Origin of the sequence: Pseudoalteromonas sp. SWYJZ12 (assembly GCF_015864395.1) — a bacterium.
In the GTDB taxonomy this organism is placed as follows: Bacteria; Pseudomonadota; Gammaproteobacteria; order Enterobacterales; family Alteromonadaceae; genus Pseudoalteromonas; species Pseudoalteromonas arctica.
In genome coordinates, this window is the sequence record NZ_JADYXH010000009.1 from 16,077 (window position 1) to 37,022 (window position 20,946).

Annotated in this window: 19 protein-coding genes; 11 read left to right on the top strand and 8 right to left on the bottom strand. The window is 40.0% G+C overall.

The annotated features are described in order from the left end of the window. The first annotated feature begins 59 nt into the window (after positions 1–59). The 4 genes from I6F42_RS11745 (at position 60) to I6F42_RS11760 (ending at position 5,030) form a co-directional block, all read left to right on the top strand. Complete coding sequence (locus tag I6F42_RS11745; RefSeq protein ID WP_010555427.1) at positions 60–2,090, top strand: methyl-accepting chemotaxis protein; 2,031 nt, start codon at positions 60–62, stop codon at positions 2,088–2,090. A 71-nt stretch (positions 2,091–2,161) separates the two neighbouring features. Beyond that, the gene (gene ubiD, locus I6F42_RS11750) at positions 2,162–3,628 is read left to right on the top strand and encodes a 4-hydroxy-3-polyprenylbenzoate decarboxylase (protein ID WP_007580574.1); all 1,467 of its coding nucleotides are present in this window, start codon (positions 2,162–2,164) and stop codon (positions 3,626–3,628) included. A 109-nt stretch (positions 3,629–3,737) separates the two neighbouring features. Next, the gene (gene fre, locus I6F42_RS11755; protein WP_024589658.1) at positions 3,738–4,451 is read left to right on the top strand and encodes an NAD(P)H-flavin reductase; all 714 of its coding nucleotides are present in this window, start codon (positions 3,738–3,740) and stop codon (positions 4,449–4,451) included. Positions 4,452–4,619: 168 nt separating this feature from the next. After that, positions 4,620–5,030 carry a CBS domain-containing protein gene (locus tag I6F42_RS11760; RefSeq protein WP_197152250.1) on the top strand — a complete coding sequence of 137 codons (411 nt, stop codon included), beginning with the start codon at positions 4,620–4,622 and terminating at the stop codon, positions 5,028–5,030. Positions 5,031–5,088: 58 nt separating this feature from the next. On the opposite strand, the gene add is transcribed toward I6F42_RS11760, so the two are convergent. The 8 genes from add to cyaY form a co-directional block, all read right to left on the bottom strand. Beyond that, the gene (add, locus tag I6F42_RS11765; RefSeq protein ID WP_197152252.1) at positions 5,089–6,090 is read right to left on the bottom strand and encodes an adenosine deaminase; all 1,002 of its coding nucleotides are present in this window, start codon (positions 6,088–6,090) and stop codon (positions 5,089–5,091) included. Positions 6,091–6,216: 126 nt separating this feature from the next. Beyond that, a complete protein-coding gene (locus I6F42_RS11770; RefSeq protein WP_197152254.1) occupies positions 6,217–8,904 on the bottom strand; it encodes a CHASE domain-containing protein in 2,688 nt (895 codons plus the stop codon). Between the two features lie 51 nt (positions 8,905–8,955). After that, entirely contained in the window at positions 8,956–10,065 is a 1,110-nt protein-coding gene (locus I6F42_RS11775) for a heme biosynthesis HemY N-terminal domain-containing protein (protein WP_197152256.1), read from the bottom strand. Further along, positions 10,062–11,903 (bottom strand): uroporphyrinogen-III C-methyltransferase, encoded by a 1,842-nt coding sequence (locus tag I6F42_RS11780; protein WP_197152258.1) that lies wholly within the window; start codon positions 11,901–11,903, stop codon positions 10,062–10,064. The genes I6F42_RS11775 and I6F42_RS11780 overlap by 4 nt, the downstream gene beginning before the upstream one ends. Further along, the gene (gene hemC / locus I6F42_RS11785) at positions 11,904–12,842 is read right to left on the bottom strand and encodes a hydroxymethylbilane synthase (RefSeq protein WP_010554568.1); all 939 of its coding nucleotides are present in this window, start codon (positions 12,840–12,842) and stop codon (positions 11,904–11,906) included. Positions 12,843–12,877: 35 nt separating this feature from the next. Continuing rightward, positions 12,878–13,855: a DUF2914 domain-containing protein gene (locus I6F42_RS11790; RefSeq protein ID WP_197152261.1), complete on the bottom strand. Its 978-nt coding sequence runs from the start codon at positions 13,853–13,855 to the stop codon at positions 12,878–12,880. 22 nt (positions 13,856–13,877) lie between these two features. Further along, a complete protein-coding gene (locus I6F42_RS11795; RefSeq protein WP_007580555.1) occupies positions 13,878–14,534 on the bottom strand; it encodes an alpha/beta hydrolase in 657 nt (218 codons plus the stop codon). Continuing rightward, positions 14,531–14,854 (bottom strand): iron donor protein CyaY, encoded by a 324-nt coding sequence (gene cyaY / locus I6F42_RS11800; RefSeq protein WP_002960979.1) that lies wholly within the window; start codon positions 14,852–14,854, stop codon positions 14,531–14,533. Before cyaY ends, I6F42_RS11795 begins: the two co-directional genes overlap by 4 nt. A 341-nt stretch (positions 14,855–15,195) precedes the next feature. Between cyaY and I6F42_RS11805 the strand changes: the two genes are divergently transcribed. The 7 genes from I6F42_RS11805 (at position 15,196) to I6F42_RS11835 (ending at position 20,933) form a co-directional block, all read left to right on the top strand. Further along, positions 15,196–15,390, top strand: a complete 195-nt coding sequence (locus I6F42_RS11805; protein WP_024592613.1) for a lipoprotein — start codon at positions 15,196–15,198, stop codon at positions 15,388–15,390. Then, entirely contained in the window at positions 15,391–16,644 is a 1,254-nt protein-coding gene (gene lysA / locus I6F42_RS11810) for a diaminopimelate decarboxylase (protein ID WP_197152263.1), read from the top strand. A gap of 64 nt (positions 16,645–16,708) precedes the next feature. Next, positions 16,709–17,539, top strand: a complete 831-nt coding sequence (gene dapF / locus I6F42_RS11815; RefSeq protein ID WP_007580548.1) for a diaminopimelate epimerase — start codon at positions 16,709–16,711, stop codon at positions 17,537–17,539. Further along, the gene (locus I6F42_RS11820) at positions 17,536–18,147 is read left to right on the top strand and encodes a DUF484 family protein (protein ID WP_197152265.1); all 612 of its coding nucleotides are present in this window, start codon (positions 17,536–17,538) and stop codon (positions 18,145–18,147) included. The genes dapF and I6F42_RS11820 overlap by 4 nt, the downstream gene beginning before the upstream one ends. Beyond that, on the top strand, positions 18,144–19,088 hold the full coding sequence (locus I6F42_RS11825; protein WP_197152267.1) for a tyrosine recombinase XerC: 945 nt from the start codon (positions 18,144–18,146) through the stop codon (positions 19,086–19,088). Before I6F42_RS11820 ends, I6F42_RS11825 begins: the two co-directional genes overlap by 4 nt. A 10-nt stretch (positions 19,089–19,098) precedes the next feature. Further along, on the top strand, positions 19,099–19,806 hold the full coding sequence (locus tag I6F42_RS11830) for an HAD-IA family hydrolase (RefSeq protein ID WP_197152268.1): 708 nt from the start codon (positions 19,099–19,101) through the stop codon (positions 19,804–19,806). Between the two features lie 23 nt (positions 19,807–19,829). After that, the gene (locus I6F42_RS11835; RefSeq protein ID WP_197152269.1) at positions 19,830–20,933 is read left to right on the top strand and encodes a retroviral-like aspartic protease family protein; all 1,104 of its coding nucleotides are present in this window, start codon (positions 19,830–19,832) and stop codon (positions 20,931–20,933) included. Positions 20,934–20,946: the final 13 nt, after the last annotated feature.

Here is a 20,946-nt window from a genome sequence, read left to right on the forward strand (position 1 = left end):
CTAACCAATAAATTACAGCAATGCTACAATAATTAAAGACCCATTATTGTGATGAAGTTATGCGTTCAATTGCGATCAAACATAAAATAATTTTAGCTTTTACAGCCATTGGTTTATTGGTGCTAACAAGTAGTGTGTTTTTTTATTGGTCATTAAACAAAATTAGCGTTAACAATACCCGAACCGAAAAATTAGCAGTTCCGGTACAACAGTTCAGTAAAGATTTAAGGCTATCATTACTGTCTATTACCAAATTTAATGCCTTAGCTTACAGCCAAGCAAACCTTGATTTACTTCAACAAAATAAAAAACAGGCGCAAGCTGAGCAACAACAATTTAGCGATATGCTCAATTCGTTAAGCACTCAACTAAATCAACAAATAACAATGCAAAATTTACTCGCCAGTACCAACGAAGGCTTTGAGCAACTGACTAAAGTAAGTGTCGCAATGTTTAGTGCTAAAGAGAGTAAGTTTGTAGCGCAAAATTCCACCATAGAATTATCAGCAACGTTTAACGAGCAACTTTACAATTTAAGTTCTAACTTACTTGATATAGAACTTTTAGAAGTGCCTGCAAAACAGCAGGCGCTACTTAATGCTATGTTTGGAACAGCGACCCGTATAGATGATTTATTGTTTAACTTAAGCAATAATATAAAAAGCATTACTCAAACTACAAGTATCAATGATTTAAATAGCCATCAGCAAGATACCCTATTTCTACTAGATAACATCCAACCTAATTTCACCTATTTAGAGCAACAAGCGCTACCCTTTAATAATGCGTTTAATGCTAAAAATTTAACGACTAAGTTTAATCAATTAAGAGAGTTACTTAACAACAATACAGGAATTTATGCCCAACAAAATAAAGTACTCAAAAGTACTATTGCTGCGGCTCAAAATTTTGAACACTTTCAACAGCAATTTATAACAACAGAAGGTCAGCTTATTGAACTTAATAAATTGGCTGATGAGCGCTTTAATGCCTTACAAACTAATGCAAAGGCCGCCATAAATACTGGGATTAGTTCTGTAGTAATTATTACGCTTGTTTTAATTATATTGATTATCGCTATCTCTATTTTTACAACTCGCGCAATGCTAAAACCGCTTAAAAAAGTAAACCGCGATTTAGCCCGAATCGCCTCAGGTGATTTATCAAAGCGAAGCCATCCGCGCAGTAAAGATGAATTTGGTACTTTGCTAAATAACATAAATAAACTCAGTGAAGACCTTACCCAGTTAATTGGCGCAATTAGTAGTGACGCCCATGAACTAGACCGCAGCGCTATTAAAACCAGTGAAAAAGGTCAGCAAATGACGGTTGTTGCACAACAGCAGTTGGAGCGAAGCGCGCAGGCAACATCGCTTGCACAAAATATGCTAACCAACTCACAAGCGGTTTATGAACAAGCAGATAAAACATCAAGTGAAATAACCAATGCATCGCAATTTGCCAATGACGTAAACAAGATTGCTAATAAAAATAGTCTAAGTATAGAAACTTTATTACAGCGCCTTGATAAAGCAGTAGGCAGCACTGAGGAACTAGCCCAACACACTCAGCTTATTGAAGCCATTGTTGAAACAATTAGCAGCATTGCCGAGCAGACCAACTTATTGGCACTCAATGCTGCAATTGAAGCAGCGCGAGCGGGTGAAAACGGACGCGGGTTTGCTGTAGTTGCTGATGAGGTTCGATCATTAGCTGCACGTACACAGACCTCGACTAGCGAAATAAACACCATGATCCAAACATTGCAACAGCACACTCAAACAACTCAAGAACACATTACCGATGGCCAACACCAAGCCAAGCAATGTGTTAAAAACAGCACTGAACTAAACAAAGCCGTAGAGCGTATTAAAAGCACATTGTTGTCTGTTAATCAGATGAGTGAGCAGATTGCTCATGCATCACACGAGCAATTGACTAACAGTAACGACATTCAACAAATAATGGCCAAGGTGACAGAGCAAGCAACCTTGAATGCCAAAAACGCGACAACCCTAGCAAGCGAAAGTGAAGACGTAAATCAACTTGCACACTCCTTAACAAGTGCCGTAGAGCGCTTTAAGTTTTAAGTGCAAGTAATGACTTGGCTTGCATGAAATGGGTATAATACTTCAACTCTTTTGCTTAATAGCGGCCCACAATGAAATATAAAGATCTACGTGATTTTATCGATTTGCTTGAAAAAAAAGGCGAACTTAAACGTATCACCCAAGAAATCGACCCGTATCTTGAAATGACCGAAATATCTGATCGCACATTGCGTGCTAAAGGTCCTGCGTTATTATTCGAAAATCCAAAAGGCTACGATATGCCGGTGCTTACCAACTTATTTGGTACACCAAAACGCGTAGCAATGGGCATGGGCCAAACAGACGTTAGCGAGCTGCGCGAAGTAGGTAAACTACTCGCTTTTTTAAAAGAGCCTGATCCACCAAAGGGTATTAAAGAAGCACTAGGCGCTATACCTATTTTTAAGCAAGTGCTTAATATGCCAGCAAAAGAAGTTAAAAAAGCGCCTTGCCAACAAGTAGTTTTAGAAGGTGATGATGTAGACTTAACTAAATTACCTATTCAGCATTGCTGGCCAGGTGATGCAGCGCCATTAATTACTTGGGGCCTTACAGTCACTAAAGGGCCTTATAAAAAGCGCCAAAATTTAGGTATTTATCGCCAGCAATTATTAGGCAAAAATAAAATAATTATGCGTTGGTTGTCGCATCGTGGTGGCGCGCTTGATTTTCAGGAATGGTGTAAAGAAAACCCAGGGCAACCTTACCCTGTCTCGGTAGCACTAGGTGCCGATCCAGCTACTATATTAGGTGCAGTAACGCCTGTACCCGACACATTAAGCGAATATGCATTTGCTGGTTTATTACGTGGTAGCAGAACCGAAGTTGTAAAATCTATTTCAAATGACCTACAAGTCCCTGCCAGTGCAGAAATAGTACTTGAAGGTTACATTATGCCAGGTGAAATGGCGCCAGAAGGCCCTTATGGTGACCATACCGGTTACTATAATGAAGTAGATGACTTTCCAGTAATGACGGTAACTCACTTAACGCATCGTAAAGATCCTATTTATCACAGCACATTTACTGGCCGTCCGCCTGATGAGCCTGCGATTTTAGGTGTAGCACTTAATGAAGTGTTTGTGCCGATATTACAAAAGCAGTTTCCTGAAATAGTCGACTTTTACCTTCCGCCTGAAGGGTGCTCATACCGTATGGCGATTGTAACAATGAAAAAACAATATCCTGGCCATGCTAAGCGCGTGATGATGGGAGTTTGGTCGTTCTTACGTCAGTTTATGTATACCAAGTTTGTAATTGTGTGCGATGACGATATTAATGCCCGTGATTGGGAAGATGTTATTTGGGCTATAACAACCCGAATGGATCCTGCTCGCGATACAACATTAATAGAAAACACACCTATTGATTATCTCGATTTTGCATCGCCAGTCTCTGGCCTTGGTTCAAAAATGGGAATGGATGCCACCAATAAATGGCCTGGCGAAACCACCCGCGAATGGGGCGAGCCTATTGTTATGGATAAAGACACCAAAGACCGCGTAGATGATATTTGGGAAAGCCTTAATATTCTTTAAGTGTTTATATGTAAGTACATAACAGGCTATAAAATAACCCTGCAGATATGCTAGAATCGAGTCATTCGATTGCGTATCTGCTGTTTAAAGCGCTGCTAAAAGGTAAAAAATGCAAACATTAAAAGCTGAAGTTGTAGCTATCAGCCCACTTACAGAATTTGTTCACAAAGTAATTTTAAAGCCACAACAACCTGTGACCTTTGAAGCTGGCCAATACATGCAACTCGTATTGGGCGAAAAAGACAAACGTGCTTTTTCTATAGCTAGTCGCCCTTCACAGTGCGATGCAATAGAACTGCATATTGGCGCGTCAGGTGCCGATTCGTATGCAATGCAATCGCTGGAACATTTACGAAACGCCCATACCACGGGGCAGTTAGTAGACATTGAAGCTGGCTTGGGTATTTCACAGTTGCGCCTGCAATGTGAGCGCCCTATTATTTTACTTGCCGGTGGCACTGGTTTTTCATACGCAAAATCAATGGCTGATCACTTAGCTGAAATTAAGTGCGACCGTCCTGTATTATTTTACTGGGGTGTAAAAGAAGAGTCAGCTTTATACGCACATACAGAAATGCAAACATGGGCCGATAGCCACAAAAACTTTGAGTTTATCCCTGTGGTAGAAAATCCATCTGCTAATTGGCAAGGTCACACTGGCTATGTACATAAAGCGGTAATGCAAGATATTGTATCACTTGAACCATACGATATTTATATGGCCGGTCGTTTTGACATGATAGGTATTGTCCGTGATGACTTTATTACTCATGGTGCAATTCGTGAAAACATGTACGCAGATGCATTCGCATTTATCAAATAATTGAAATTAACTTTCAGTTATGAATAAAGGCACCTAATCGGTGCTTTTATTTTATATAACAACAAATACTTAATAGTTAAAACCTATCAATCTCATCAACATAAACAATTTCCTAAATCCCTATCTATAAACCATACTTTGTATAGAACATCAGCGGGAGAGACCCAAATGCTAAATACAAAAGTAAAAGATTTTATGCAACGCAAGTTGCCAAATATCACACCAGATACAGAAATGACGACAGCCATCGCAGAACTACAAAAATTTAAACTACTTGGCGCACCAGTATTTGATAAAGATAAATGCCTAGTCGGATTTATATCAGAGCAAGAATTACTAAAACCTCTAACTCACAGCAGTTATTTTTGTGATGGGATGGTTAAAGTATCGCAACTTATGCAAACAAAGGTAGTGACCGTTAGCGGCGATACCAATATTATTGAGCTTGCAGAGCAAATGCAGCCCGGTAAACCAAAAAACTACCCTGTTGTAGAGGGTGTTAAAGTAATCGGCATGATCAGCCGAGCAGATGTACTTAAAGCACTTTACGATAATTACATGAGCTGCCAAACACACTAAATTGCAGATAACAAAATGCCGCTTATAAAGCGGCATTTTTAATGTGTATTAAATAGAGTTAACGTGCGCTAACGATTGCTGAAAGCTCTTTTTTATCGCCATCGCTTAAAAATGCTATTTCTAATGCATTTTTTTGGGCTTTTTCCATATCAGCTTGAGATAAGCCCGCTTTAGGTGCTGCAACGGTATATTCGTACTCAATTTCAATGCCTTCAACCGCAGGGTCATCAGTATTAATACACGCTAAAATACCGTGATCTAAAAACTGTTTAAGTGGGTGCTTAGCTAAATCGTTTACTGTACTGGTTTGAATATTACTTGTTAAGCACGACTCAATACCAATACGGTTATCGCGTAAGTAACCCATTAGTTTTGGATCTTCAATAGCTTTAACGCCATGCCCTATTCGGCTTGCACCTAGCTCATTAATTGCTTGCCAAATACTTGGAGCACCGAGTGCCTCTCCAGCATGAATAGTCGAAGCTAAATAAGCATTTCGTACTTTTTTAAAGTGCTCTACAAACAACTCACCAGGAAAGCCAATTTCGTCACCGGCTAAATCAACAGCGACTAAATCATTTTTAAATGCGAGTAAAGCATCAAGCTCTTTTTGACATGTTTTTACGCCATAAGTACGCGATAAAATACCAATCAAGTTAGCTTTTATATTTGCACCCTTTGTTGCTGATTTAATACCATCAACAACCGCCTCTACAACCCCTTCTGGGTGTAAACCTTGGCTTTGTGCCATGTAGTAAGGGCTAAATCGAAGCTCTACATAATCAAGGCCTTGTGCTTGTGCATCTTCAATGTTTTCAATCGCTATGCGTCTACACGCATCGTAGTCGCCAAGTACAGTGACACCCCAATCTAACTTTTGTAAAAAAGCCATAAGGTTTGGCTCAGGGTCAATAACTTGAACATGAGGAATTAATGCCTCAACGTTATCTGCAGGTAACTCTATATTAAACTGACGACCAAGTTCTAATATGGTTTGCGCACGTACATTACCATCTAAATGACGGTGAATATCTAGCAAAGGTAATTTTCTATTGATCATAATAGCAACCCAGTTTAGTTAAATTTGCGCGCATGATACGCAGATATAGTTATTTTTCAAGTCTATATGGTTTGCGTTAAGTTTAAGCGGTCATATGTCTGCTTTTTGTGCAAAAAATAACGTTACTTATTTATTTGATAAATAATGCCAAAGAGTTTTAAAAAGCGTATTTGCATCAATAGGTTTGGTAATATAACTATTCATTCCAGAGGCTAATGCCTTTTTAACGTCATCGTCATGGGCGTTCGCCGATAGCCCTATTATGGGTAAATCAATTAACCCTAAATCACAACGAATTACTTTTGTTGCTTGGAGTCCATCCATTTTTGGCATCTGAATATCCATAAGAACAATGTCGTAGCTATTTTCGGTTAGCTTTTCTATGGCTTCAAAACCATCATTAGCAATGTCGGCAATACACCCTTTTGTTTTTAAAATGGCACTGGCAACATGCTGGTTAAGTGGGTTATCTTCTACTAGAAGCAACTTATAGTTTGCGAATGATAAGGTACTTACATCTATTTCGTCGTATTGCTGCTGAATTTGCTCTGCCTTTGGTAAAGGCGATATAAGCGGCAAACTAAATGTAAATGTAGAACCTTTGCCTTCATAACTGACTAAATCAATTGCACCACCCATTAACTCAACCAGCTTTCTGCAAATACTTAACCCTAAGCCTGTACCACCATATTGACGTGAGGTTGAGCTATCGGCTTGCGCAAACGGTTTAAACAATTGTTTTTGTGCTTCGCTACTAATACCAATACCCGTATCGTTAATACTAAAGTAAGTCATTTTTTTCGACTGCCAAATTTTCAGAGTGATCTCACCTTCCCCTGTAAATTTAACCGCATTATTGAGCAGATTCAGCAGCACTTGTTTTAAGCGGATTGGATCGGTATTAATGACCAAATTTGATGTTTGATCAAAATCGAGACTTAACTTTATTGATTTAATGTCAGCTTCAAACTGAAGTAAATTAAGCATTTCATCCGCTAAACTCGCTACGTTAATAGGCTCTTGCATTAAGTCTAGCTTGCCTGCTTCCATTTTTGAAAAGTCGAGCACATCGTTTAATACCCGCAGTAAAACACCCAGTGCTCCATCTGCTTGTTCAATGTAACTCCTTGCTTGTTGCCAATCATTCTGTTGCAGCGCTAAATAATGCAGCCCTTTTATACCGTTAATAGGGGTGCGGACTTCGTGACTCATGTTTGCTAAAAACTGTCCTTTAATATGACTCGCTTCATCTGCTTTTTGTTTTTCTTTGCGTAATGTATGCGTTTGCTTAGCCACTTGTTCGCGAATTTGTATGTTTGTACCTGTAACTGAAATCAAAAATGTAATCAGTAACCACACAAACAACATACCTACTATTTGTGCAAGCCAATACATTAACCAAGACGTTCTAACTATTGGTTCATATAACTCGACCTGCCACATGCGTTTGCCAATCAACAATTGATATTCTTTAAACAGCGTTTGCGAGTTATCGGTATCGGCAATATAAATTGCCTGCTTTTTCCCTGGTATCGTTGTATCAAAAAAACTGACTGAAATTGAGTTGTTGTGATCAAATAATAGTGTTTGCGATAAGCGTTTCAGACTGACAATCGCAGCCACAAAACCTTGAAAATCATCTTCGGTAGACGACTCTCCAAAAACAGGATATAAAAAGAGTACACCGTCTTCAGCTGTATTTTGGACTAAATTAATTGGCTCACTTAGTGCAAGTTCATTAAGCTCTTTCGCTTTGCTAAGCGCTGCACCTCTTACTTTACTAGAAGCTAAATCAAACCCTAAAACACCTTCATTATCTTTTAAGGGATATACATATTTTACAGGAAAGTAATTACTACGAGTACCTGCAGGTTGCCAACCTCCATCAAGTGACTTTTCTTTTATATATAAAGGTTTGCCTGTGGCTGTATTTTCATGTGTTTCAAAATCTGCGAGTTTATTTGCTGGTACATAAGGTATCCATTCAAATGCTAAAATTTCTTGGCTATAGTCCAACTGCTTTGAAGTAAATTGTTTAAACTCTTTAAAGTTCACGTCATTACTACTAGCAAAAAATGTAGCTAACAATCCTAAGTGAGCAGTAATACCATCGAGCTTCTGGCTTATAGCATTTTGCACAGTAAGTATTTTGGCTTCTTGCTTTTGAATGTCTTTTTCTTTTTTAACACTGGCAGCGCCATAAAAACTAACGCTGATTAGTATATAAATTAATAGTGAAGGTAAAATTACCAACATACGGTGGCGTACTTGCGTGTAATTAAAGGCTGCGAGCATGAGTGGAGTAAATATAAGTACACCGATACTGTCGCCAATCCACCATGCTATAAAGCTATCAAAAATAGCATGCGTAGGGATCACATTATTCAATGCTAATAAACTAGTTCCCACACCTGCAGCAATAACACAGCATATTGGTCCTGCTACTATTAGGCTCTGTATACTGTGCTTTAAAGAAGATAAATCTAGTGGAGCCTTTATAACATTTACTATAATTTGACGACCAATCCAAGCCTGTAAAACAGAGGCTAAAGTGACGCAAATAGCTTGTAAAAGCACATTAAAATGAAGAATATCTACGGTGTTATCAAGATGAATTAAGTTAGTACAGAAAGCACCAAGAATAAGGCCAATAAATGACTTACGTCCCCAAATTAAAAAGCTCGCTAAAGCAATTCCTGAGGGCGGCCAAGAGGCGACCGCATAGCCATCTACAGAAAGAAGTGAGTTGCTAAAATACCCAGTAAAAAAGTAAGCACAAGCCAAGCTAAGGGTTAATATCAAAAACTTTCTCAATGCTTGTGCTCCTGAACTACAAAAAATGCTAAGTAGTTATAGTGTAGTCATTTATTGATATAAAACGAGCGCCTTTTCTGCTTGTGCACTATTTTTATAACTTAAAACAGCTTGTTCAGAGAACTGTTTTTTATTGTCACTATTCAGTGCTTTATCAAAAATTCTAGCTGCTAAGTCATAATCACCTTTAGCATTAGCAAGGCAAGCCAGCGCAAGTAATAGTGAATTATTTGAATCATCCTTTTTAAGGCGTTCTTGTATGTTTATTTGCAACTTAGGCGCATCGGCTGCTGTTGCTTTACTTAATATATTGGCAAGCTCTAAGTGTTGCTCATTGTGCTTAACCATTTTAATTAAGTCACTTTCAATAGCAGCCAATTGACCTGCTTGCGCCATTTGCATTAAATATGCGGTGTGGGCATGAGCTTGCAGCTTTTTCGGTAGCTGTTTATATTTTTCACTCAGTTTGTCTGCATCTAACGCATTAAAGTAGGCACTAAATAACTGCGTCCACTGTGCATCAGTAAGTGCTTTTTTGCGTAATAAACGCGGCAAAAAATCTTCCAGCGCACTAAAGTGTTGTTGCTGTACTAATACTTCTGCATAAAGTTTTAACTCAAGTGCGGTGGCTTTTTTAGCTTCTGCGCTAATACGCATTTGTGATTCAATCGCGCTACTGTCGCCACTTGCCAACCATAGCTTTGCTACTTTTAATTGATGCTCTGGGCTTATTTCAAATAAACGCTCAAGTGCTTTATCTGTTTGATTATTAGCAAGCGCTGCTTTTGCAAGTAATGCTAAGCGAATATCTTCAAACTTATCTGGTACGCTATTACCCGATAAAGCCTGTTCTACGTGCTCGTAATCATCATTAATAGCACTCCAAAGAGCCTGCTCAATAGCTGCTTGTTTGCGCTCTTGGCTACGTGCAAAAAAGCCATGCTTAGTATTATGATAAATCGATAATAAATAACGAATTAACTTATATGTTAAATATAAAACAACAGCGGTAATGACTGCCATTATACAAAACGATACTATCGTGCCTTCTATCGTCGTATTGTTAAATGAAATAAGTACATAACCTTTTTCATCTAGAACGAATGGAGTAACCGCTAGTACAACAACAATAGCTACAATTAAAATAATTAGCCCTATCATTGCGCCCACTCCTTAACCTTTTGTGTACTGTTTAAGGTTACTTTTGGATTAAAGTTAAGCTGCTCTTTTTCAAGTTTAGACAACGCTTTAAGTACCGTTTTAGTTGTATCATCGTCTTGCTTAAAGTACTCACCAACTAAACGTTTTGCTTCACTTAGGGCGCTAAAGAAAATACTCGCCTGCTTACTCATAAGTGCATCTTGTGCCTGAGTTATATTAAGCTTGATTCGTTGATTTATTAAATGGCGCTCTTGATCCGTAAGTAATGGCTCAATGGAAACACCCTCGTGCTGACGAATAGTAATAAAGCTATCCACAATTTTATTCCAGCTATTACTCAAGTTTTGCTGCCAATCACTCACGTCACCACTTAAAGCATTTTCATCTATTGTAGCTGCTTCTTCTGGTAAATTAACTGCATTAAAAACTAAGTCGTCAATACTGCTTAGTACACTGTTTAGCTGTAAATAAATAGCCTCTGTTGCAACAGGTTTAAGGCTATCAAGTGTTTGTATGTCTTGCATAATAGCTTGGCGAACTTCAACTGTTCCTGGGTGTTCGCTAAGTAATGCATCTAAGCGCTTTAAAACAGCACTAGTGCCTTGGTAATCTTTTTCAGCCCATAGTTTAAATTCAGCCATACGCTGTAAGCTGGTTACTTCTTGTGGGTTTAAAGACGAGCCTTGTTGCTGCGCTTTTTGCAGGGCTGCTTTTAGCTCTTGCTGATTTTGAGCTGCACTTTCACTTAGGGTTGCGGCTACTTTTTTCTCACTATTAAACAGCGCTTGCTGCAAATTAGATTGCGCCGATTTAAGTGCTTGCAGCTCTTGAACGAGTAACTTATTTTGCTCGCTTAACTCATTAACGGCTAGGTTTTGCGCCTTACCAGCATTTAATTTTTGATAAAACTCGTATCCAACACCAGAGGCCACAATTAACGAAATAAGAAGCGCAAGTGCTGCAACCTTACTTACCTTTTGTTTGTTTTTTTCTGTCGTATTTTTTGTAGCTGCTGGCTCTTGCTTAGCTGATTTAGCTGAGGCCGGGTTAGCTATTGTTGATGTGGCTTTTTCTGCCGTAACTGGCTTTGACTGTTCGCTCATGTTGCTACCTTGCTGATTTATGCAGGTAAACATAGCATTATCGCTAGCCCCTGCTGCAATGTGTATATTAGCCGAACTTACCTGTTGCAACTTTAAATAAGCGGCTATCCGCTCGCTTGCAACATAAAATCGGCACTGTTGTAACCATTGTAGTTGGTGTGCAGTAAGGCTTTTAAATATAGCATCAACTGCTGCATTACTTGTTATGACTATACCGTGTACATTCTGGCTTTTCCAGTGGTCTGTCCAGTTAGGGGTGATACTCTCTGTGGGTTCACGTTTGTACACAACACAATTATTTAAAAAAGCACCACGCTCTTTTAGCGTTTTAGCTAACTCAGGGCGGCCACCTTGCCCCTTAACTAACACTATATTACTGCCATCAACCTCGGCGAGTGATTTGAGCGCAAGTAACCCTTCTGAATCATACTGCTTTGGTACTGCTGCGCGCACACCAAATTGCTCATATATAATGTCGGCTGTTTGTTGTCCAACCGCATAAAACTGCGCTTTGGTATTTATATCGGGTTTTAATTGCGAAAGTGCACTGACTGCATCTTGCGATATAAATATTATTTTATCTGCATTTAACAGCGGACTAAGTTCAGTGCTGGAGGGTGTTAAATGCGTTATTTTTAATACCGGAAATAAAGACGCCTGATAACCCGCTTGCTCAAGTTGCTGTGCAAGGGCTGCGCCTTTTCCTTCGGGCCGAGTTATCAGAATATGTGTCATTTATGCGTCTCTATAAACTTCAGCTAATATTTTGTCTGCGCCTTGAGCTAGTAATTTTTTAGCAAGCTCAATACCTAGTTCTTCTGCGTCATTTACATGACCTGTTACTTCGTCACGTAAAATTTCGCTGCCATCAACAGCCCCCACTAAACCACGCAAATGTACCTGCTCGCCATCAACTAATGCATAAGCACCAATAGGAACTTGGCAACCACCTTCTAAATAGCGGTTCATCGAACGCTCTGCATTTACGCGAATACGTGTTTGGGTATGCTCAAGTGGTGCAAGTAATGCTTTTGTTACTTCATCATCAATACGACATTCAATACCTACAGCGCCTTGACCATTTGCCGGTAATGACACTTCTGGCTCAATGTAGTCAGCAATACGCTTACTCATTTTTAAACGAATAAGCCCCGCTGCCGCTAAAATAATAGCATCGTATTGGCCATCATCTAATTTACCTAAACGCGTATTTACATTACCGCGCAAATCACGAATATCTAAATCAGGGCGAAGTGCTTTAATTTGGCACTGGCGGCGTAAGCTCGAAGTACCCACAATAGCGCCCTGTGGTAGCTCGTTTAAATTTGCAAAATTGTTTGATACAAACGCATCACGCGGATCTTCACGCTCACAAATAGTATACAGTTCTAATCCTTCTGGGAACTCTACTGGCACGTCCTTCATAGAATGCACGGCAATATCAGCTCGGCCATCTAACATAGCTTGCTCTAGCTCTTTAACAAATAAGCCTTTACCGCCAATTTTAGCCAATGGCGTATCTAAAATTATATCCCCTTGCGTCGACATTGGGACTAATTCTACGCGCACATCTGCATGAAAACGCTCAAGCTCTGCTTTTACAAATTCGGCCTGCCAAAGTGCTAAGGCGCTTTTGCGCGTTGCGATGCGTACTAATTTTGTTTTTTCTGTCATAGGGGTATCCAATTAATTACTGCGTTTAGCTAGTTTTAGTCAGCTAAAATTCTAAACTCTTTTTGGGCAATTAAATTGCCTTGCTCATCAACTACATCAACACGCCAATGGCCTGTTTGTGTGTCCATGATATTTTTTGTTGAGTACGTTCTATAGCGAGGCGAAGTAACGTTAAGTGTAATTTCAGCCATAGTTTCACCTTCAAACGACCAAACATGCTTAACTTGCTGGCCTTGAAGATTTTTAATCTCACTAAAAAACGATACACCTTCATCAAACTGACTTAATCTAATATCAGCAGCAAACACATTAGTGGGCTCACGCTTACTTACTTTACGAGTAAGTACCGCACGGCTAATTTTACCCGTGTCTATTTGCGCGCCCAAAGCCACACTTGCCACTTGTGCTGTCGGCGAAAAACCTTCAGTGCCACTCAATGCGCCATCATCACTTTCTAACTCTAAAAGTAAGTCGCTTTGACTGGCTGGCTCAGCTACGTTTTGAGCTTCTGCGGTTTCTTCTTGCACATCATTATCAAGGTTTGAGTTTAACTCTGTATTAATGCTTTCGCTTTGTTCAGTAACACTATCGTTGTTAGCCAATAAAACAGGGGGATTATTTACAAGCTCAGCTTCATCAGATGTATTACTTGAAATGCTTAGTTGAGCCTCATTTTGCTCAGCTGACAACGGTTCAATCCGAGCTTGCATTACCTCTGCAGGCTCATTAGGGGTATTGTTTACTGATGATTCAGGCTCAACATCCGTTACTTCAAGGTTTGTCTGGTTTTGAGCGTTACTGCTAAAGCTTAAAAATTGCTCCTGCTCATTTGGATGCTCACCTTGCTCTGCACTGGCTGACATTGTTAAGCCATACACAACTGCTGCAGAGGTCATTAATACCAACATAGCAATACTCACAATACGACGCCAATTCCACTCGTAGCTTACCGTTGGTACACTCTCTTGTAGTTCGCGTTTAACATTTGCTTTAATAACTATTTTTTGACTCATATTGACCTCAGCGGTTCCAAAATTAGCTTAAACGAGCAATTAACCATTGGCGAATAGCTTGCAATTCTTCTGCGCAAACTTGGTGGGCCATTGGATATTCTTGCCAGCTTACATCCATGTTATGTGCTGTTAATACTTCAAACGCACTTCTTCCCGCACTATGCGGTACAACGTTATCTTGGCTACCATGAGCCATAAATACGTTTAAATCAGTATGCTTTGCTTCATCAGCAAATTTTTGCGGCACACACATATAAGTAGAAAGCGCCATAACACCCCCAAGCTTTTGCTCAAAGCGCGGTGCTAAATGCAGAGACACAACACCACCTTGAGAAAAACCAGCTAAAATAATTTTATTAGCAGGTATGCCATTAGCAATTTCTTTATTAATTAACTCTTCTACCTTTGCAGCCGAATCCCTTACGCCTTGTTCATCGGCACGCTTATCTAATTCTATAGATTTAATATCGTACCAAGAGCGCATTTCCATACCACCATTTATGGTGACCGGTTGTACTGGCGCATGCGGAAAAACAAACCGTATACCAAGCTCACTTGGTAAATTAAGCTGCGGAGCTACTGGCGCAAAACCATCCCCAGAGTCACCTAAACCATGTAACCAAATAACCGTTGCTTTGTGCTCACTTTGGGCTGCATATTCTACAAATTCTAAACTCATAGTGATGATTGCCACTTAACTTCTTGGCCTGCTTGGCGAGTTGAGGCTTCATTTATAAACGCCCAAAATTCAGCGCCAGAACGGTTATCAATCCATAACCCATCACGCATTTCAAAATGATGTCCATTAAACTTAGTCGCAACCCATACTTGATGAAGAGGTGCTTGCTTGTTAATCACTATTTTACTTTTATCAGGAAAAATAATTTCTAAAATACCTTGTGCCGATTCGTAATCTAAATCAGCTTCGCAATCATCAACCTGCTCTTCAATAGTGAACATAAGAGCTTCGGCTAATTGGTGATATTCGTGTTCAGTCATTGTTATTTCCTTTGCAGGCGAGCCGCCTAATATTGGGTACGTTTTAGCTTTGAATTAGCTTTAAAAATGTGCAGCTAGGGCCTGTTAACCTTTCAGGATTGAAATTTGTTCTATCTAGGGGCGATTTAATCGCGGCGCGAGGTTTGTAACCTAGTGGACTAAGTTAAAACCGAGCAACAAAGAGTAAATCGTTCCTAGGACGAACCCAACGGGCAGCGCAAATTCAACCTCGAGAGATAAACAAGTCCTAGTGTAACAGGAATAAAATCATCCGCGAATAGCTGCATTTTTTAGATATTCTGTTACTCTGCGATTATAAAGCCAGCAACCGTATTAATCTAATGAAAGCGACACATACCTTACAATTAAAAAAACTATTAATAAGCACTGTACTGTTAAGCGCCTTAGCTGGCTGCGGACAAAGCGGTCCGTTATATTTACCAGAGCAACAAACAGAGCAAAACCAACCTCAAAATACAGCTCAGCCAGCCACTACCGCTGAGCAAGCCAAAATATCGCAAAGTCAGGAGCAATAAATGGATTATTTTAACTACAAAAACAACCAATTATTTGCCGAAGACGTCAGTGTGGCAAGCATAGCGCAGCAATACGGTACGCCGTGTTATGTGTACTCGCGCGCTACATTTGAGCGCCATTATTTAGCGTTTGCTAACGCCACTAAAAATCATAAAAGCTTGGTGTGTTACGCCGTAAAAGCAAACTCAAATATTGCCGTGCTTAATATATTAGCGCGCCTAGGATCGGGTTTTGATATTGTATCCAAAGGCGAACTTGCGCGTGTAATTAAAGCGGGAGGCGATGCTTCTAAAGTGGTTTTTTCGGGCGTGGCTAAAACAGCAGACGAAATAGCGTACGCATTAAAATTGGGGATTAAATGCTTTAACGTTGAATCAGCCTCTGAGCTTGAGCGTATTTCTGAAGTGGCTTGCGAGCTTAACTTAGAAGCGCCTATTTCTATTCGCGTAAACCCCGACATAGATGCAAAAACACATCCGTATATTTCTACTGGTTTAAAAGAAAATAAATTTGGTATTGATATACAAACTGCTGTAAGTGTTTATCAACAAGCAGCGGCTTTACCTGGTTTAAAAATTATTGGTGTTGATTGCCATATTGGCTCTCAATTAACTGAAGTTAGACCATTTTTAGAAGCCCTTGATAAACTCATGGCGCTTATTGATGAGCTAAAAACCAACGGTATTGAGCTAATTCACTTAGATATTGGTGGCGGTTTAGGCGTGCCATATAACAACGAGCAACCACCGCACCCAAGTGAATATGCAGCGCAAGTTACCGAACGCTTAGCTAACTATAAACACCTTGAACTAATTTTTGAACCAGGGCGCGCTATTGCAGCTAACGCAGGTATTTTAGTTACTCAAGTTGAATTTATTAAACAAAACCAAGACAAATTTTTTGCCATTGTAGATGCAGGTATGAACGACATGCTTCGCCCTGCGCTTTATCAAGCGTGGCAAAAAATCATTCCGGTATCAGTTCGCGACGACGAAACACCGACTCACAACTTTGATATTGTGGGCCCTGTGTGCGAAACCGGCGACTTTTTAGGAAAAGATCGTGAACTAGCGCTTAAACAAGGCGACTTACTCGCACAACGAAGTGCTGGTGCATACGGCTTTACCATGAGTTCAAACTACAACTCGCGCCCGCGTGTTGCAGAAATAATGGTAGATGGTCAGCAGCATCATCTTATTCGTGAACGCGAAACTATTGAAAGCCTTTATCAGGGTGAGAAAGTTTTACCATAAACGTTTTTGTCTACTAGCTGCTCTGTGGCATGATTAGCACAGAGCAAAACCGAATTAGAGCGCTATGTTAGTTAATTTTTCCAAAATGCACGGCTTAGGCAACGACTTTGTTGTGATTGATAACATTACACAAAATGTTTTTTTGTCGCGAGATCAAATCAAAAAACTGGCAGATCGCCATTTTGGCATTGGCTTTGACCAATTGCTAATGGTTGAAGCGCCATACTCTCCTGATCTCGACTTTCATTATCGAATATTTAATGCCGATGGTACCGAAGTAGAACAATGCGGTAACGGCGCACGCTGTTTTGCCCGCTTTGTACGTATGAAGGGCCTTACTAACAAGCATAAAATTACTGTGTCGACCAAGTCGGGCAACTTAACGCTCTACATAGAAAAAGACGGTCAAGTAACGGTTAACATGGGTCATCCAAATTTTGAGCCAAGTAAAATCCCTTTAAAAGCGAGCAAGCGTGAGCTTACTTATATTATTAGAACCGAAGAACACACTGTATTTAGTGGCGCGGTATCTATGGGTAACCCGCATTGCGTGCTAGAAGTTGACGACGTAACCACCGCGCAAGTTGATATATTGGGTCCATTACTTGAAAACCACGAACGTTTTCCGCAAAAAGCGAACATTGGCTTTATGCAAGTTGTATCGCATGAACACATTAAATTAAGAGTGTGGGAGCGAGGCGTTAACGAAACCCTAGCCTGTGGCACAGGTGCGTGTGCAGCAATGGTTATTGGTCACATGCAAAATAAATTATCAACAACCGTTCAAGTAGATTTACCAGGCGGTAGCTTACAAGTACGTTGGAGTGGCGAAGGTCACCCAGTACGCATGACTGGCCCCGCAGAGCATGTGTTCGACGGGCAAGTAGCGCTATGAGCGAGCTAAGTAAAGAACAGGTTATTGATTACTTACATCAACATCCTGATTTTTTGGTTCAACACCCGGAGCTACTCGCACAACTTGAGCTGCAACAGCAAGCTCAAGGTGCAACGTCGCTGGTACATATTCAGCAACGCCAATTACGCGAGCACAACACGCTTTTAAAAAACCAAATAGATGCTATGAGCAAGCATGCAACGCAAAACGAGCTTGTATATCGTTTGTTTAGCCAGTGCCATCGCCAGCTTTGGAATCATGACGATTTTGATACTCTTGCAAATAATCTACGCAATATAATTTGCTCAAGTGAAGATGTTAACGACTGCAAATTAGTAAAATATAATCCCAAATACGACGAACTTATTGCGCATCGCCTTACCCATTCTGGGCATTATTTAGGGCGTATTAATCAGCAAGAGCGCGAATTATTATTTAGTGAAGATACACAATCTGTCGCTATTTATTTAATTGGCGACACCAAGCACCCTATCGCTATTTTGGCGTTTGGTAGCAGTAACGTAAACCATTTTGAGCCCGCTCAAGATAATCTGTTTGTACTCGACTTTATAAACGCATTACACCTGCGGTTGCAAAAACTAGCATGAGTGACGATGCGCCTAATATTACCCAGTTAAGCGACAATTGGCGTACACCTATAACGCTATTTAGCGATTATTTAAAGTTTGAAAAACAATATTCAGCGCACACCGTAAACCAATATGTAAGCCAGCTTGGCTTTGCAGCACTTTATTTTAGCAAATTATGTGACGACTGGTTTGGCGTGCAAGGCGAGCATATTCGCCGCTACAGCATGGCACTACGCTCAAAACAATTAAGTGGGCGTACTATTAGTTTAAAGCTCAGCTGCATTCGTAGTTTGTATAAGTTTTTAAAAGCAAAAAACATTGCCGAGCAATCGCATTACCATAATCCGGCAATAGGTATAAAAGGCCCTAAGTTTGCAAAGCCCCTGCCTAAAAATCTCGATGTAGATCAAATGGCACGCTTGCTCGAAATACCCGACGACGAACCTCTCGCTATTAGAGATAAAGCAATGATGGAGCTTATGTATTCATCAGGGCTGCGTATAAGTGAGTTAGTTGGCGCTAACATGCAAGATATTAGTGCTGCCAATAGCGAAATTTTAGTGCGTGGTAAAGGCAATAAAGAGCGATTAATTCCGGTGGGCAAAAAAGCGTTAGATGCATTAAAAAAATGGCTCACAATACGCCCTCAGTTTGCAAAGCCCGATGAAATAGCAGTATTTTTAAGTAGCCAAAAAAATCGTATTTCGATTCGCCAAGTGCGCCTACGCATGCAAGAGTGGGGAATAAAACAAGGCATTAGCTCGCAGGTTCACCCGCATAAGCTGCGCCACTCGTTTGCGTCACATATTTTAGAATCGTCTGGTGATTTACGCGCCGTGCAAGAATTACTAGGGCACAGCAGTTTGTCGGCTACACAAGTATATACACATTTAGATTTTCAACATTTAGCCAAGGTGTACGACAACACCCACCCTCGCGCAAAAAAACGAACTGATTAGGAAAATAAATATGATCCGATTTAATCGTGCTATTAAGCCATTTTCTGTCATGAGCTTTGATTTAGATGACACGTTATACAGTAACCACCCTATTATAAAAGCAGCCGTTAAAGCCCAACAAAATTATTTAAACGCACTACCTGGCTATCAAGAGCAAGGTCTAAAGTACTGGCAACTATGCCGAGAACTTGCCGTAATACAAAACCCAGATCTCGCGGATGATGTAACTAAATGGCGCAAACACACCCTACGTTTAGCGCTTTCTAAACTTGGCTTTACCGCAGATGAAGTAGAGCGCCATGCAAATGCCGCCTATAACGCCTTTGCCGATGCGCGCAGCAACATAGTCGTAAGCGATGACGTACTTAACTTACTAGATAACCTAGCCAAACACTTTACGCTTGTTGCAATTACTAACGGCAATGTTGAAATTGAACGCTTTAACTTACACGATAAATTTGAACTCGTACTGCAAGCAGGTATGCACGGTAAAGCAAAACCTCACAGCACCCTATTTGATAAAGCAGCCACACATTTAAATGTTGCTAAAAGCGATATTTTACATATTGGCGATAGCCTAGATACCGACGTACAAGGCGCAAATAATGCCGGTTGCCAATCGGTATGGTTAAACGATCAAGGCGCCAATTATGCTTATAAAGGGCTGGCCGATATTGAAATAGCCAATATTCATGCCTTAACGCACTTTATTAAATAACCTATTAAAAATAAGAGGTCACAATGAGCCACTATACCAAGCTAATCACCTTGCTATTAATTGGCTCGCTTAGCCTTAACGCTTATTTATTATGGCCGCAGCCTGCGTTAACTACACCACAAAAAACGCAAAGTACCCAGCAAAGCATATCGCCTAAACAACAAGATACGTTACTAAATACGGCAAAGCAGCAATTTAAACAACACCAATTTGAAGCCGCACTTAGTAGCTATCGACAACTCAAAAACAGCAATCCAGAAAGTGCAAAAAACCTTTATTCATCGTGGCTGATACAGCTTAAAACATGGCTAAATAGCAATTTATTACTCAGCGAATCATTTCTCAATGCGCTATTAAATAACAGCCCTTATAACGTAGAATTACTTAACTTACAGGTTGAGTATTTAATAAATAGCGAGCAAACACAAAACGCCATTATTGCTTTATTTGAGCTTAATTCATTACAACCTGCTGATCAGCAAAACAACGTAAATACACGCTTAAATACGCTCACTCAAAACGAATTACACACATTAACTGAGCAACAAAATTGGCAAGCTATTATTGAGCAAACACAAATTTGGCTTGATTATAAAAGCGATAACGCGCAGTTTTTATATCCGCTTGCGTACGCCTACTTTCAGCAAGGCGATTTAATTAGTGCACAAGCAACCCTTGATCGAATGCCAAACCAGCACAATCTAAAAAGCCAAGTGCAAACACTGCAAGCTATGATCAATAAAGCACAATCGCAAGACGACTTTGTTGCTTTAACGCCTTACGGCGCGCATTACTTAATAAACACCGAAATAAATAACAATCTATCGACCGAACTAATAATTGATACAGGCGCAAGCGTGACCTCACTACCTACAAATATTATTGAGAAAATTTCGCCACTGCCTTTGTATTTAGGCGATGTAACGGTAAATACAGCGAATGGTCAAATTATTGTAAAGCGTTATCAAATTGAATCGTTTAAAGTGGGCTCGCAAATTATTTATGGTTTTGAAGTGTTGAGCATTGAAAACACACGCGGACAAGGTTTGCTAGGGATGAACTTTTTATCGCGATTTAAATTCAATATAAATCAGCAAACAGATGAGCTAGAGTTGAGCGCTAAATAATTAAAAATCCAAA